This window comes from Acidobacteriota bacterium (genome assembly GCA_020845575.1).
GTDB lineage: Bacteria > Acidobacteriota > Vicinamibacteria > Vicinamibacterales > Vicinamibacteraceae > Luteitalea.
This window is the reverse complement of record JADLFL010000008.1, coordinates 38,237-51,867: the sequence shown is the minus strand read 5'-3', so window position 1 is coordinate 51,867 and position 13,631 is coordinate 38,237. Positions and strand designations below refer to the sequence as shown.

General features: G+C 67.2%; 12 protein-coding genes. 7 read left to right on the top strand and 5 right to left on the bottom strand.

The window, feature by feature from the left end; genetic code table 11:
• Nucleotides 1-168 precede the first annotated feature (168 nt).
• Complete coding sequence (locus IT182_01875; GenBank protein ID MCC6162076.1) at nucleotides 169-504, top strand: cupin domain-containing protein; 336 nt, start codon at nucleotides 169-171, stop codon at nucleotides 502-504.
• On the top strand, nucleotides 501-1,793 hold the full coding sequence (locus tag IT182_01870) for a hypothetical protein (protein MCC6162075.1): 1,293 nt from the start codon (nucleotides 501-503) through the stop codon (nucleotides 1,791-1,793). Before IT182_01875 ends, IT182_01870 begins: the two co-directional genes overlap by 4 nt.
• Before the next feature lie 74 nt (nucleotides 1,794-1,867).
• On the opposite strand, the gene IT182_01865 is transcribed toward IT182_01870, so the two are convergent.
• Together IT182_01865 and IT182_01860 are read right to left on the bottom strand one after the other, a co-directional pair.
• Entirely contained in the window at nucleotides 1,868-2,491 is a 624-nt protein-coding gene (locus IT182_01865) for a Uma2 family endonuclease (GenBank protein MCC6162074.1), read from the bottom strand.
• Nucleotides 2,492-2,661: 170 nt separating this feature from the next.
• Nucleotides 2,662-3,846, bottom strand: coding sequence for a hypothetical protein (locus IT182_01860; GenBank protein ID MCC6162073.1), 1,185 nt, complete (start codon nucleotides 3,844-3,846; stop codon nucleotides 2,662-2,664).
• A 127-nt stretch (nucleotides 3,847-3,973) separates the two neighbouring features.
• Between IT182_01860 and IT182_01855 the strand changes: the two genes are divergently transcribed.
• The 3 genes from IT182_01855 to IT182_01845 all read left to right on the top strand — a co-directional run bounded on the left by IT182_01855 (nucleotide 3,974) and on the right by IT182_01845 (nucleotide 8,233).
• Complete coding sequence (locus IT182_01855; GenBank protein ID MCC6162072.1) at nucleotides 3,974-5,650, top strand: serine hydrolase; 1,677 nt, start codon at nucleotides 3,974-3,976, stop codon at nucleotides 5,648-5,650.
• A 181-nt stretch (nucleotides 5,651-5,831) separates the two neighbouring features.
• Complete coding sequence (locus IT182_01850; protein MCC6162071.1) at nucleotides 5,832-7,280, top strand: mandelate racemase/muconate lactonizing enzyme family protein; 1,449 nt, start codon at nucleotides 5,832-5,834, stop codon at nucleotides 7,278-7,280.
• 134 nt (nucleotides 7,281-7,414) lie between these two features.
• On the top strand, nucleotides 7,415-8,233 hold the full coding sequence (locus IT182_01845; protein MCC6162070.1) for an RraA family protein: 819 nt from the start codon (nucleotides 7,415-7,417) through the stop codon (nucleotides 8,231-8,233).
• Nucleotides 8,234-8,432: 199 nt separating this feature from the next.
• Here the strand turns inward: IT182_01845 and IT182_01840 are convergent, their stop codons facing one another.
• Nucleotides 8,433-10,208, bottom strand: coding sequence for a DUF885 family protein (locus tag IT182_01840; GenBank protein ID MCC6162069.1), 1,776 nt, complete (start codon nucleotides 10,206-10,208; stop codon nucleotides 8,433-8,435).
• Nucleotides 10,209-10,297: 89 nt separating this feature from the next.
• Between IT182_01840 and IT182_01835 the strand changes: the two genes are divergently transcribed.
• Nucleotides 10,298-10,831 carry a TrmH family RNA methyltransferase gene (locus IT182_01835; protein ID MCC6162068.1) on the top strand — a complete coding sequence of 178 codons (534 nt, stop codon included), beginning with the start codon at nucleotides 10,298-10,300 and terminating at the stop codon, nucleotides 10,829-10,831.
• Between the two features lie 273 nt (nucleotides 10,832-11,104).
• Nucleotides 11,105-11,389 (top strand): hypothetical protein, encoded by a 285-nt coding sequence (locus tag IT182_01830; protein MCC6162067.1) that lies wholly within the window; start codon nucleotides 11,105-11,107, stop codon nucleotides 11,387-11,389.
• Between the two features lie 423 nt (nucleotides 11,390-11,812).
• Here IT182_01830 and IT182_01825 read toward each other — a convergent pair whose 3' ends face one another.
• Nucleotides 11,813-12,856 (bottom strand): LLM class flavin-dependent oxidoreductase, encoded by a 1,044-nt coding sequence (locus tag IT182_01825; GenBank protein MCC6162066.1) that lies wholly within the window; start codon nucleotides 12,854-12,856, stop codon nucleotides 11,813-11,815.
• A gap of 18 nt (nucleotides 12,857-12,874) precedes the next feature.
• Nucleotides 12,875-13,561, bottom strand: a complete 687-nt coding sequence (locus IT182_01820; GenBank protein ID MCC6162065.1) for a DsbA family oxidoreductase — start codon at nucleotides 13,559-13,561, stop codon at nucleotides 12,875-12,877.
• Nucleotides 13,562-13,631 lie beyond the last annotated feature (70 nt).

Sequence of the window (13,631 nt, the reverse complement as noted above, 5' to 3'; positions counted from 1 at the left end):
TCGCGCCAGCGCCCGGCGGACACTTGCGGAGCCGCGTGCGGAAGTACCGCTTCTACCATACTCCCAGGACCGGTCTCGATAGCAGTGACCGCAGCCGGCACCTCGGCGGTCTTGCGCCAGCACAACGACAGCCGGCCGTGGACGCCGGCACAGTAGGGCAGAATCGTCATGCCCAACTTCATCGATCCCGCATCCGCCTTCGCCCTCGCCGATCTCGTCACGCTCACGCCGCACGGCATTGCCAGCCGCGTGATCGCGAAGAATGGCGGCGGCACCGTCACGCTGTTCGCCTTCGACGCCGGTGAGGCGCTCAGCGAGCACACGGCGCCATTCGACGCGCTCGTCGTCGTACTCGACGGTTCGTTCACGCTGACGATCGGCGGTGCGCCCGTCGAGGCGACGGCCGGAATGGTCGTGCGGATGCCGGCGGGCGTGCCGCACGCCGTGGACGCGACGGTGCCGTCGCGCATGCTGCTCGTGATGCTGCGGGAACGGCCTGCATGAACCGGCAGGCGCTCACGCCCTCGTCGGCGTTGCCCTTGGCGTACTTCGCCTGGGCGCACGCCGGCCTGGCGCTGGCGCTTCTCGTGCTGGTGCTCGATCCGGCGCTGCCCGGCGGCTACTTCCTGCACCCGCGCATGGTGGCGATCGTCCACCTGGTGACGCTTGCCTGGATCACCGGTTCCATCCTCGGCGCCTTCTACATCGTCGCGCCGCTGGCGCTGGGGATGCCCTTGCCGGTGCGGTGGCCCGACTGGCTGCTGTTTGTCGCGTTCCTCGTCGGATCCAGCGGCATGGTGACGCACTTCTGGATCGGGCAGTACGCGGCGATGGCGTGGGGCGGCCTGCTCGCTGTCCTGGCGGTGGTCTGGCTCGGCAGCCGCTCGGTGCTCGTCATGCGCCGCGCGACGGCGCCGTGGCCCGTCCTGCTGCACGTGGCACTCGCATTCCTGAACTTCTCGACCGCGTCTGGATTGGGCATGGCGATCGGGTTCGATCGCGCTTACGGATGGTTCGGCTTGTCGCCTCGTGCAGCGGCGTTCGCGCACGCGCACCTGGCCGCGATCGGCTGGCCGCTGATGATGGTGATCGGTCTGGCGTATCGACTCGTGCCGATGTTCCTGCCCGCGAGGATGCCGACAGGATCGCGTCTGGCGATGAGTGCCGTCCTGATCGAACTCGGCCTCGGTGCGCTGGTCGTCACGTGGCTGGCGTGGCCGGCGTGGCTGCCCGTCGGCGCGTTGCTGATTGTTGCCGGCCTCGCGAGCTTCATCAGTCACATGCGCGCGGTCGTGCGCCAGAAGGTGCCCAGGCCTCCGGCGTTGCCGTCGCGCGACTGGTCGACGTGGCAGACGCACGTGGCGTTCGTGTGGCTGATCGTCGCGGTGGGGCTCGGTGTGACGCTGTCGCTCCTGGCGTCCGGGCCTGAACCGACTCGCGTCGCGTGGATCTACGGCGTGGCAGGGCTCGTGGGATTCATCGCGCAGATCGTCGTCGGCATCCAGGGCCGGCTGGTGCCGCTGTATGCGTACTACCGCGCGATGGCCGCGCTCGACGGGCAGCCGCCGGTGCGTGCGGCCAACGAGTTGCCCACTGCGCGATTCGCGCGGCCCATCTTCGTGTTGTGGACGATCGGCGTGCCGTGGCTCGCGTGGGGACTTGCGGCCGAAGATGTCGCGTCGATCCGCCTGGCATCGACGGTGCTCATGGCAGGCGTGGGTACCAGCGCCGCGTACCTCGTCTACCTGATGCGCGCGGCGCGCGAGACGACGGTGGCCTCGTGCAGAAGCTGAACGGAGAGCCGAAGGTGTTGGCGAGGTGTCGACTGGTTCGGAAAACCGATGTAGCCAGACGCGGCCAGGCCGCTTCAGGCGCGCGATGCGCGCAGCATCGCACGGTACTCACGCACGGCTCGCGTCATCGGCTTGATGTCGATGAAGCGGACGAGTTGATCGAGGTCGATGCCTGGCAGGACGTCGCTTCCGGGCAGTTGGACGTACCCGGTGTCGCGGAGGCCGTAGACCTCGATCCTGCCGTTCCGCCAGAACCACACCTCCTGCACGCCGAGCGGCCGGTAGGCGTCGAGCTTGCTCACGCCGCCCGTGCTCCAGACCACCTCGATGGCCAGATCGCAGCGGTCCGGGTCGTCGACATCACCGAGGACGTAGCACTCGTCCGGCTCGATCCCACGCTCGGCGTCCTTGCTCTCGTGCGTCCACGATCCGTACGGGCTGATCGCCACGTCGTGTTCGAAGCACCACGCCTCGACAAGCCGTCCGATCATCGACTTGATCGACTCGTGCGGACGCGACGGGGTCATGAGTTCCAGGACTCCCTTGACGTAGGTGAGGCGAGGCACGGCGCGCTCACCGCGAATCTCGAGCAGCCGCTGGTAGTCGGCCCATGTCACGTTCTCGAGCACGATGATGGCGTCCGCCGGGACGACCGCCGCGTGTGCGGACTCCACGGGCGATACAGACCGCGGCGACATGGTCGGAGTATACACGCGCCCACGCTGGCCGGGGCACCGAGCGGCGCCGCCACGACTCGTCTGAAAAGACAGAATCGATGGCCCATGATGCTCGGGATCTCGCCTCGGCTGCGTCCACCTGATGCACGCGGCACGCGAGACGACAGCAGCCGTGCGCTGAGCGCCAGCGACTACTGCGTCGCCGGTCGGAACTTCTCCAGCGGCACGCGCACGGGCGCGCGTTGATTGCGCTTGACGCCCGTCAGCGCCAGTCCGGTGAAGTCATCGCCCCAGAACCACATCGCGCCGTCGTTCGTGCGCGCGAACGTCTGGATGCCGAACGGCCAGTAGCCGGCGACGTTGGCCAGCGTGATCGGCGTCGGCCGCGGCTGGAACGCCACGCCACCCGTCCCGAGCTGACCCCAGTCCGTGTTACCCCAGGCGATGAGGCTGCCGTTGCGACGCCGCACGATGATCTGGCGTCCCATGTCGGAGCCGACCTTGACCTCCACGGCGTCGGTGATACCGGCAACCGGTTTCGGGTCGGGCTGTCCGGGATCCATCGTGTCGGCGCGTTCGCCGTTGCCGAGACCGGCCTGGCCGTTGTGCCCCCACGTCCACACGCGGCCATCGCCCGTCACGGCGACACCGGATCCGACGACGCGCGCCATGGAGACCACGTTCGTCAGCGACGGGATCTCCGTGGGCGTTTCGAGCTTCGACACACGTCCGAGCCCCAACTGCCCGAGGGTGTTCTGGCCCCACGCCATGAGACGGCCATCGCGCGTCAACGCGAGGCCATGGCGCGACCCACTGTCGATGCGGACGATGTCGCTGAGTCCCTGCACGACGAACGGCGCGTGAATGCCGATGTCGACGCGACGCCCACCCGCGATCGCGGCCGGCGGTTGTCCCCACGCGCGCACGCTGCCATCGGCAAGCACGGCCATCGCCTCGTGCTCCTTCGCGGAGATGCCGACGACATCGCTCAACCCGCTCACTTTCCCCGGTACATGACGATGCTCCGCGCCGGTGAGCCTGACGCCGAGCTCGCCGTTGCGCCCGAAGCCCCAGGCCCACACCGTGCCGTCTTCGAGCACGGCATACGACGTCTGGTTCGACGCCATCACCTGAATGGCCTTGCCCGGCAGCGCGATCCGCACTGGTGCCTCGAACGTGAGGCTCGCCGTCCTCGGCTGCCCAAGCTGACCGACGCGGTTGTCGCCCATGCCCGAGACGGTGCCATCGGACCACCGCATCAGGATGTGCCGCGACCCGGCCATCTCCACGATGTGCGGCGGCTGCGCCGCGGGTTGCGTCGTCGCGAACCCGACCGCGGCGGTGATGAGGAGTGTCAGAAGGAGAAGCTTACGCACCTCCTGACTAGATATCACGGACGCCGATTCGGCACTCTGACACGCCAGAGAACCGAACGACCGCCCTCGACGTAGGTACTGCGAGATCCCGCCGGTCCAGCTCCCCGGCGCGACACTGGAGCCCACCATGATCCGACCCATGCCTGCCCTGGCCAGCGCCTGCTGGCTCGTGACCCTGACGCTGTCGACTCCAGCCGCACCGGTCGTCCTCGCTCAGCCGACCGGTGCATCACAGCTGGACGCGGTCATGACCTCGGTGTTCGTCGCCGATCAACCCGGCGCCGCCGCCATCGTCGTCAGGGATGGCGAGGTCGTCTATCGCAAGGCGATCGGCATGGCGAGCATGGAACTCGGGGTGCCATTGCAGCCCGACACGGTGTTCCGCCTCGGTTCGATCACCAAGCAGTTCACGGCTGCTGCGGTGATGCTGCTCGTGGAGGACGGCAGGGTCGCCCTGACCGATCCCATCGAGAAATACCTGCCGGGGTATCCGACGCAGGGACACGTGATCACGGTCGAACACCTGCTCACGCACACCTCGGGGATCCAGAGTTACACGGCCATACCCGGCTGGTTCCCGACGAGAATCCGGGCCGATCTGCCGCTGCAGGAACTCATCGATGGGTTCAAGAAGGAGCCGATGCAGTTTGCGCCCGGGGAACGCTATGCCTACAACAACTCCGCGTACGTCATCCTCGGCGCCGTCATCGAGAAGGCGTCTGGCGAGACCTACGAGCGTTTCCTGACCAGGCGGATCTTCGAGCCGCTCGGCATGACCAGCACGTTCTTCGGCAGCAACGAGCCGATCATCAAGCGGCGAGCACAGGGCTACTCGCAGGAGAACGGCGTCGTCCGCAACGCCCCGTTCCTGAGCATGACGCAGCCGCACGCGGCAGGGTCGCTCGTCTCCACGGTCGACGACCTGGCGAAGTGGGATGGGGCGCTGCTGAAGGGGATCCTGCTGAAGCCCGCGTCGCTGCAGCGGATGGCCACGCCGTACACGCTGAAGGACGGCTCCAGTACCGGCTATGGCTATGGGCTGCAGGTTCGCCAGCTGCGAGGTCACCAGTCCGTGGAGCACGGCGGCGGCATCAACGGCTTCTCGACCTTCGCGTTGAGCCTGCCAACCGAGCGCGTCTACGTCGCGGTACTGACCAACAGCGATGCCCCGAAGGCCCCGCCGGCCTATCTGGCGAGGCGGCTCGCCGCGATCGCCGTTGGCACACCGTTTCCCGAGCGCACGGCAATCAGCGTCGATCCGACGGTGCTGGCTCGCTACGTCGGCGTCTACGAAGGCAAGGGCGGACGCATCACGGTGTCGGCAGACGGCGGCAAGCTGTTCACGCAGCGGGGCGGTTCACCAACGGAGGCTCGCCCCTATTCACCGTCCGCGTTCTTCTACGACAACAGCCTGACGCACCTCGGCTTCGAGACCAACGCCGACGGTCGGGCGACGGCGTTGCTCATGTATCCGGACGGCACCGACGTGCCGGAGCGGTCGACCCGGACGGGCGATGCCACGGCAGCGCCGGAAGCGGTGCGCGTCGATCCCTCCATCTACGACGGGTACGTCGGCAGTTACCAACTCGGACCGAACTTCATCCTGACGGTGACACGCGACGGCGACCGCCTGCTCACGCAGGCCACCGGCCAGAGCACGATCGAGATCTTCCCGCTGTCCGAAACGGAGTTCTTCCCGAAGGTCATGGAGGCGCGGATCACGTTCGTCTGGGGACCCGACGGCAAGGTGACGCACCTCGTGCTCCGGCAGAACGGCCGCGAAGTCGAGGCCAGGCGGAAGTAGCTTCGGCGTTCCCTATCGTTCGACCCACTGTCGACGCGGAAGACGAGGACAGCTGGCAGTGACGGTCGTTCAACGCTGCGTGGAGCGGAAGGGTGTTCACGTCTGACGTGATTGGCGATACCATCCCGCCACAACCACGAACCTTCGGTATCCCGCCGGCGGCTGCATTCACGAGCGCACCATGGACTCCGGTAAGCAGGGCGGCCACGAGCCGTCACGACGTCAGTTCCTGAACGCGGCCACGCTGGGCGGCCTCACACTGGGCGCGCTCGGCACTCCGTCGCCACGCGACCCCTGGCAGACGGAGCGGGAGATCGAGTACCTCACCCAGCAGGTCAATCGCGCCTCGTCTCCGACGGAGCTGAAGATCACGGACCTCCGCATCGCGGAGGTCACGGGCATCCCGTTCCGGTGTCCGATCATCCGCATCGACACCAACCAGGGCGTGTCCGGTTACGGCGAAGTCCGCGACGCGGGGCCGAAGCAATACGCCCTGATGCTCAAGAGCCGCATCCTGGGCGAGAACCCCTGCAACGTCGAGAAGATCTTCAAGATCATCAAGCAGTTCGGCCATCACGGCCGTCAGGGCGGCGGCGTGTCGGGCGTGGAGACGGCCCTCTGGGATCTCGCAGGCCGCGCCTACGGCGTGCCCGTCTACCAGATGCTCGGCGGCCGGTACCGCGACCGCATCCGTCTCTACGCCGACACGACGGCGTCCCCCGACCCGCACGAGTTCGGCAAGCGCATGAAGGCCACGCGCGTCGACGCCGGGTACACCGCGCTCAAGATGGACCTGCCGATCGAGTTCGCGCTGCGCCACGGCGAGGGCCTGCTCGTCAACACGCGCGCCTACGGGCCCGTCGTCGGCGAGCCCGCGCTCCGGTCGCAGTACTCGAACGTCAGCGGCGACTACGGGCAGATCGATCACCCGTTCACGCGCATCCAGATCACCGAGAAGGGCCTCGACCGCATGGAGGAGTACGTCTCGGTGATGCGGGAGTACGTCGGCTACGAGATCCAGCTCGGCATCGACCACACAGGACACTTCGACAAGAACGAGGCCATCAAGCTCGCGCGCCGCATGGAGAAGTACTCGCTCGCGTACATGGAGGACCTGATCCCCTGGATGTACGTCGACGACTGGAAAGAGATCTCTGACGCAACGACGACGCCGACCAAGACGGGGGAGGACATCTTCTCGCTCGAGGGGTTCAAGCCGCTGATCGACAAGCGCGCCGTCGACATCGTGCATCCGGACCTCGGATCGACGGGCGGGATCCTCGAGAGCAAACGCAACACCGACTATGCCTCCGAGCAGGGCGTGATGACCAACTACCACTACGCGGGGTCGCCAGTCGGCTTCTACGCGTCGGTGCACGCCGCGGCGGCCAGCCAGTACTTCGGCGTCCTGGAGCACCACTCGGTCGGCGAGAAGAAGTGGTACGACATGGTCGCGGGCGACACTTCCGGCGTCTTCGACAAGGGCTACACGCGCGTACCCGATGGACCAGGCCTCGGCTTCGAGCTCGATCTCGAAGCCGTCAAGGCGAGCCTCGTGCCCGGTACGGGGTTCTTCGACCCGACGCCGGAATGGAACGAAGTGCGGTCGTGGGATCGGCTGTGGAGCTGAGCGGGTTCGTGAGGAGACGGCTCGGGGCCGCCGTGCTGCTCGGCCTGACGGCATGGCCCGTGCGTGCGCAGGTGCAACTGATACCCCCCGACCGTGTGGCGTTCGACACGAAGGAGTGGGAGGGCGCACGCGACATGTACGGGCGTCCGCTCGTGCCCGACGCGCTGCTCGATCGCCTGGCCTACGTCTCGCTCGAAGAGGCGTGGGGCACGGTGACGTCTGCCGGCTACCACAACAAGTACGAAGGCGGCTGGGAGATCATCCATCCCGATCGGAAGATGATTGGCCGCGCGCTGACGGCCGCCTTCCTGCCGGCCAGCCCGGACCTCGAGAAGCGCATGCAGGTCAGCGCCACCGAGCAGGGGTTGCGGGGCGCCATGAACCAGTACCCGATCTACATGCTGGCGAAGCGCGACGTCTACGTCGCCGACGGCTTCGGCAAGGTGAAGGACGGCACGCTCATCGGCGACAACCTGGCGCAAGCCATCCACACGAACTCGGGCAACGGCCCGGTGTTCTTCGGGGCGGCGCGCGACCTGGCGGGCATGCGCGAGATCGAGGGCTTCAACGCCTGGGTCAAGGCGTGGCACCCGTCCTACATCAGGGAGATGATGCTGGCCTCCATCAACGCGCCGATCCGCATCGGCGAGGCCGTGGTCCTGCCTGGTGACGCCGTGCTCGCCACCGAGAGCGGCGTCCTGTTCATTCCCCCGCACCTGGTCGAGCGTGTCGTCCGCGCCTCGGAGTCCGTTCGCTTGACCGACACGTTCCGCATCCAGCGCATCCGCGAGGGCCGGTACACGCTCGCGCAGACCTACGGCGCGAAATGGACGCCGGAGATCGACGACGACTACTACGCGTGGCTGCAGAGCGACCGCGGGCGCCTGGAGCGCGAGATCGGCGTCCCTGTCGCCGTCATCGACGACATCATCGCCAGGCGGAAGCGCGACTGAACCGTGTGAGCCGATGCCGCAGGCGACCGTCTCGCGCCGAGATCGGATGGAATCGGATGGACAAATGGAGGTCCAAGCTGGCCACGCGTGACTGCGGCATGGCGCGGGACGGGGGACGTGGTATTCGATGAACGTGTGATCGACAGCTTCACCCGCGCGGGCCTTCCGGATCTAGCTATAGCTATAGCTATAGCTATAGCTAGGGCCTGGAAGTCGTGGATGGATTCACGCCGCCATCCGCGATGAACTGTGCGACGCGCTCCTCCAGCACGGGCAGCGGCACTGAGCCGATCGCGAGGATCATGTCGTGGAAGTGCCGCTGGTCGAACTTCGGGCCCAGCTTCTCCTCCGCTTCGCGGCGATGGCGGCGGATCTGGATCTCGCCGAGCTTGTAGGCGAGCGCCTGTCCGGGCCAGGCGATGTAGCGCTCGACCTCCGTGGTGATCTCGTGCTCCGAGAGCGCGGCGTTTGAGCGCAGGTAATCCATCGCCTGCTCACGCGTCCATCCGAACTGGTGAATGCCGGTATCGATGACCAGCCGCGCGGCACGCCACATCTCGTACGTCAACCTGCCGAAGTCCTCGTAGGGCGTCTCGTAGATGCCCATGACCGTGCCGAGCCACTCGGTGTAGAGCCCCCAGCCTTCGCCGTAGCTCGAGAACGACGTGCCGCGGCGGAACGGCGGACGCTCGGGACCCTCGAGCGCGAGCGCGGCCTGAAAGCTGTGCCCAGGCGTGCACTCGTGCAGCGTCAGTGCCGCGAGTGTGTAGAGAGGCCGTGCGGGCAGGTTGTAGGTGTTCATCAGGCAGGCGTCGAGGCCGCCCCTCCCGCCGGTGTAGATGGGCGCGATCGCGTCGGGAACCGGCCTGATGCCATGCCGCCGCCGAGGCAGAAAGCCGATGGTCTCGGCGAGTTTCCAGTCGGCCTTCTTCGACACGTAAGCCGCGTACGCCAGCAGCTCGCGCGGCGTCTTCGCGTAGAACTGCGGATCGGTGCGCAGGAACTCGAAGAACTCGGCCAGTGTCCCGGTGAAGTTCGCCCGTCCTTTGGTCTCCTCCATCTCGGCCTTGATGCGGGCCACCTCTTTCAGGCCAATCTCGTGGATCTCCTTCGCCGTCAGGTCGAGCGTGGTGAACTTCTCGATCATCGCCTTGTAGTACGCGTGGCCCTCGGGCATCTCGCTCGCGCCAATGGTGGTACGTGCCCTGGCCAGGTATTCCGTGCGCATGAACGTGAGGAGCCGGTCGTACGCCGGAGCGACCACGTTCCGGATCACCGCCGCGGCGTCGTCGCGCATCGTCGCCTGGTCGGCCGCCGGAATGACGGCGGGCATCTGCGTGAACGGCGCGTACAGCGGATTGGTCGTGTCGCCCTTCACATAGGGCTCGATGGTCTTGTCGCGTCCGAGCACCGACACGCGCGGCACGGTGAAGCCGCGCGCGAGGCCGGCCCGCATGTTGGTGGTCTGGTCGTCGAAGTAGCGTGGCACGTCGCGGAGGCGTCCGAGATAGGCGCGATACGCGTCCGCGGTGCCGAACCCCTGGCGTGGCGTGAACGAGGTCCAGAAGAAGGTGTCGCCGTTGAACGGCGCTTCGTGGACGCGGAACGTCACGTCGTTGACGAGCGCGCGAGTCGAGGCGCGCAGGACCTGCGCGTTCACCTTCTCTTCGGGTGAGAGCTCGTCGAACGGGATGCCGTCCAGCGCCTCCAGCGTGCGCGTCCAATGGGCCAGTCTGGCGTCCTGGGAGGCGGCATCGACACGCGGCAGACGGTCGCTGGCCCCGGCCTCACCAGGCTCGTCGCCTCGCCGCCCCTGATCACGCTGCCGCCAGTTCCACTCCTCGGTGTAGAGCGCACGGAGCCGTGCGTCTGCCGAGCGCGTATCGGGTTGCGTCCGTGCGGACACCGGCACGAGGACGACACCGGCGCAGAGGGCGAGTGACATCAGCCGGCGGCCGACGAAGGATCTGGACATGAGGCCGTAAACGATACCGCGTGAACCCGGTGGCGTCATCCGCTTTCCGGTCGCGCCTGCGACCATGCGGGCGTGCACTACGATGAGGCGTGCACCGCTCGTCCCTTCCTGTCGTCGTCGCGCTCGATAACATCCGCAGCCTCTACAACACCGGCGCGTTCTTCCGCACGGCGGACGCGTGCGCGATCGAGCGGCTGCTGCTCTGCGGCATCACGCCGCGTCCCGATCAGGGGACGAAGCAGCGGCACGCGATCGCCAAGACCGCGCTCGGCGCGGAGCTGACCGTGCCCTGGGACTATCACCAGGACACGAGCGCTGCGCTCGCCGCCGAAGCCGCGCGCGGCTATCACGTCGTTGCTGTGGAGACGTCAGCCGATGCGATGGATTTGTACGAGTGGGAACCGCAGTGGCCGGTCTGCCTGGTATTCGGCCACGAGAAGGAAGGCGTCAGCGCCGGCATCGCCGCGCAGATCGGCGCATACGTCCGCATCCCGATGCTGGGAGAGAAGCGATCGCTGAACGTCGCGACCGCGGCGGGAGTGGTGCTGTACGAGCTGGTCAGGCGGCGCGGGTCCCACGTCCGGGTCATTGAAGGAAGACCTGCACCAACTGCACGAGCGTGACACAAGCCCGGCATAGCGGGCCACGATGTGCCAGTGCAGATGCCGAATCACATTGCCGAGCAACTCGATATTCATGTGAACAGGCCGCGTCACCCGGCTGATCGCATTGTGCGCGATCGACAGGTCCGGCGCGAACGCCGACCACTCATCCGCGCTCAGCTCATCCAGCCGTTCGACGTGCCTGGCATCGAAGACGAGCAGCGAGTATCCACGGTAGGTGTGAGTCTTCGACAGATAGAGTGAAGAGGTCGATAGCGCGCCGATGAAATCCCAATGCTCGTTGTTCGCCGGGCGCGGCGCATCGAATGGGCACGTCTCGGCGAGTCGGTCCTGGCCCTGCTCGGGCTCGCCGACGTCAATCCTCGACGGGTCAAGGTGGCTGTCCGCCGCCGTGCGCGTCCGACGTTGCCACCGTTCATCGAGCTGAGTCGCGTCAGGGGTGACGTGCGCACGACTGTCTACGAGGGTCTGGAGACGCAGCCGGTCGTCGATGCGATCCTCGAGTGTCGCGGACGCGTCGAGGTCGAGCGTTTGCTGGACGCCGCGAAACAAGCGTGAGCAGCAGGGCTGTTGACCACCGCCGAGTGGCATCGGGTGCGGAAGGGGTTACGGCCGTGAGCGACATCGACCCTCCGGCCAGCGTGCGTGCGCTGGAGCAGCATTCGCAACCTCGAGGGCAGCGAGGGACTCGCGTTGCGCCGGCGAGTCGGCATGGCACTGGTCGTGGTCGAGCAGATGCTTCTCGAAGGCGCGATCATGGGCGGCAGTGCGTTGGCCCTGCGCTGTCACGCCGTCCGTTTCGACTGGGTCTGTTTCTCCGCGATCTCGAGTAGCAGCCGACGCGCTCGGCGAACGTCTGTGCGCCCGGCGCGCGACTGTCTGCACGCAGCGAACATGTCGCTGGCGGCTATTCGTCGTGCAACTCGCCACACGAGCGCGTGCGTGTCTTTCTGGGGCCCTACCTGACCCCCAAGGGGCGAATCAGGACGACTGGATCGGGCCGCTGCCGACACCATCGGGCTGACGGGTGGTGCGTGGGCGGACGTCGCGGGCGGCGTTGGCGATGAGTTCGAACGAGCGCAGGCGTGCGGCGACGTCGAACACGTCTGACACGACGATCAGTTCGTCGGCCCCGGTCCGCTCCACGAGGGCTTCGAGACCGGCGCGTACCGTGTCGACGCTGCCGACCACGCTGCAGGCGAGCATCTGCGAGGCGTGGGCGACTTCGTGCGGTGCCCAGTAGGTGTCGATGTCGTCGATGGGCGGCTGCATGACGCGACGCGTGCCGCGGAGCAGATCCGCGAACGACATCTGCTGCGACGTCCACAGTCGCCGTGCTTGCCCGTCTGTCGCTGCCGCGATCGCGTTGACGCCGACGATCATGTACGGCGCGCCGAGCTGCGGCGACGGCGTGAACTGCTCCCGGTAGAGCGCGATCGCCCGATCGAGCCACTGTGGCGCGAAGTGCGACGCGAATGCGTACGGCAGTCCGAACTGCGCTGCCAGCTGCGCACCGAACAGGCTCGATCCGAGGATGAAGAGCGGCACCTCCGTTCCGGATCCGGGTACGGCTTCGACCCGCTGTCCCGGCACCGTCGGCGCCAGGAATCGCTGCAGTTCGAGGACGTCCTGCGGGAACGTGTCGGCGCTCGACGGATCGCGCCGCAAGGCCCCCAGCGTGACCTGATCGGTTCCGGGTGCGCGACCGAGTCCAAGGTCGATCCGTCCGGGGAACAGCGTCGCGAGCGTGCCGAACTGCTCCGCGATTACGTACGGGGCGTGGTTGGGCAGCATGATGCCGCCGGCACCCACGCGGATCGTGTTCGTGCCCGCGGCGATGTGCGCGATGACGAGCGATGTCGCCGCCGTGGTCACCGCGGGCGTGTTGTGGTGCTCGGCGACCCAGATGCGGCGGTAGCCGAGTTGCTCGACATGACGGCCCAGATCGCGCGCCTCGTCCAGCGCCGCGCGGCGCGTGGAGCCTTCACGCACGCGTCCGAGTTCGAGTACCGACAGGGGGAACACGACGGATCTCCTTGCGCGTCAGATGGCGCACGCGCCGTCGGTGCACGAGTCGCCGGGTGACGCCGTCGATGCCTCACGCGTCGAGCGCACCTGCTCGAGGACGCTGACGAACGTCGAGGCCGGCTGCGCGCCCTGGACGGCGTAGCGACCGTCGATCACGAACGTCGGCACCGACGTGATGCCGAGCGCGCGCGCCTTGTCCAACTCGGCCTCCAGTTCCGACACGCCCTCGTCCGAGGCGAGATATGCTCGCGCACCGTCCGCGTCGAGACCGACGGAGGCTGCGGCGGCGACGAGTTGCTCGTTGTCCGCAACGTTGCCGCCGTTCGTGAAGTGCAGTGCGAAAAGCGCATCGACCAGCTTCCGCTGGACCTCCGGTCCGCCTTCGCGCAACGCCCACTGCAGCAGGCGATGTGCGGTGCGCGTGTTGGCCGAGAGCGCGCGGTCCCATGCCAGCGTGAGGCCTTCGCTCTCGGCGGCCTGCGTCACCGCGTCGAGCATGCCCTGCGTGCGCGCGCCGAATCGCCTCTGGAGATGGTCCAGCAGCGGCACGGCCGTCTCGGATGCGCCGGGATCCAGCTGATACGGGCGGAACACGACGTCGACCCGCTCGCCCGGCGGGAGCGACGCAAGAGCGCGTTCGAGCCGCCGTTCACCGATGTAGCACCACGGGCACACGATGTCGGAATAGACCTCGATCGTCATCGATTCGTGACTCAGCGAAGTGCCCTCGCTGCGAGCGGAGACCACATGATTCATGTATGTATTATACATG

What these genes read in the sequence shown, in the direction of transcription:
- IT182_01865 (MCC6162074.1), bottom strand. Translation starts at nt 2,491, where the DNA reads ATGTCGCCGCGGTCTGTATCGCCCGTGGAGTCCGCACACGCGGCGGTC.
- IT182_01870 (MCC6162075.1), top strand. Translation starts at nt 501, where the DNA reads ATGAACCGGCAGGCGCTCACGCCCTCGTCGGCGTTGCCCTTGGCGTAC.
- IT182_01845 (MCC6162070.1), top strand. Translation starts at nt 7,415, where the DNA reads ATGTACGGGCGTCCGCTCGTGCCCGACGCGCTGCTCGATCGCCTGGCC.
- IT182_01850 (MCC6162071.1), top strand. Translation starts at nt 5,832, where the DNA reads ATGGACTCCGGTAAGCAGGGCGGCCACGAGCCGTCACGACGTCAGTTC.
- IT182_01875 (MCC6162076.1), top strand. Translation starts at nt 169, where the DNA reads ATGCCCAACTTCATCGATCCCGCATCCGCCTTCGCCCTCGCCGATCTC.
- IT182_01840 (MCC6162069.1), bottom strand. Translation starts at nt 10,208, where the DNA reads ATGTCCAGATCCTTCGTCGGCCGCCGGCTGATGTCACTCGCCCTCTGC.
- IT182_01855 (MCC6162072.1), top strand. Translation starts at nt 3,974, where the DNA reads ATGATCCGACCCATGCCTGCCCTGGCCAGCGCCTGCTGGCTCGTGACC.
- IT182_01830 (MCC6162067.1), top strand. Translation starts at nt 11,105, where the DNA reads ATGCTCGTTGTTCGCCGGGCGCGGCGCATCGAATGGGCACGTCTCGGC.
- IT182_01820 (MCC6162065.1), bottom strand. Translation starts at nt 13,561, where the DNA reads ATGACGATCGAGGTCTATTCCGACATCGTGTGCCCGTGGTGCTACATC.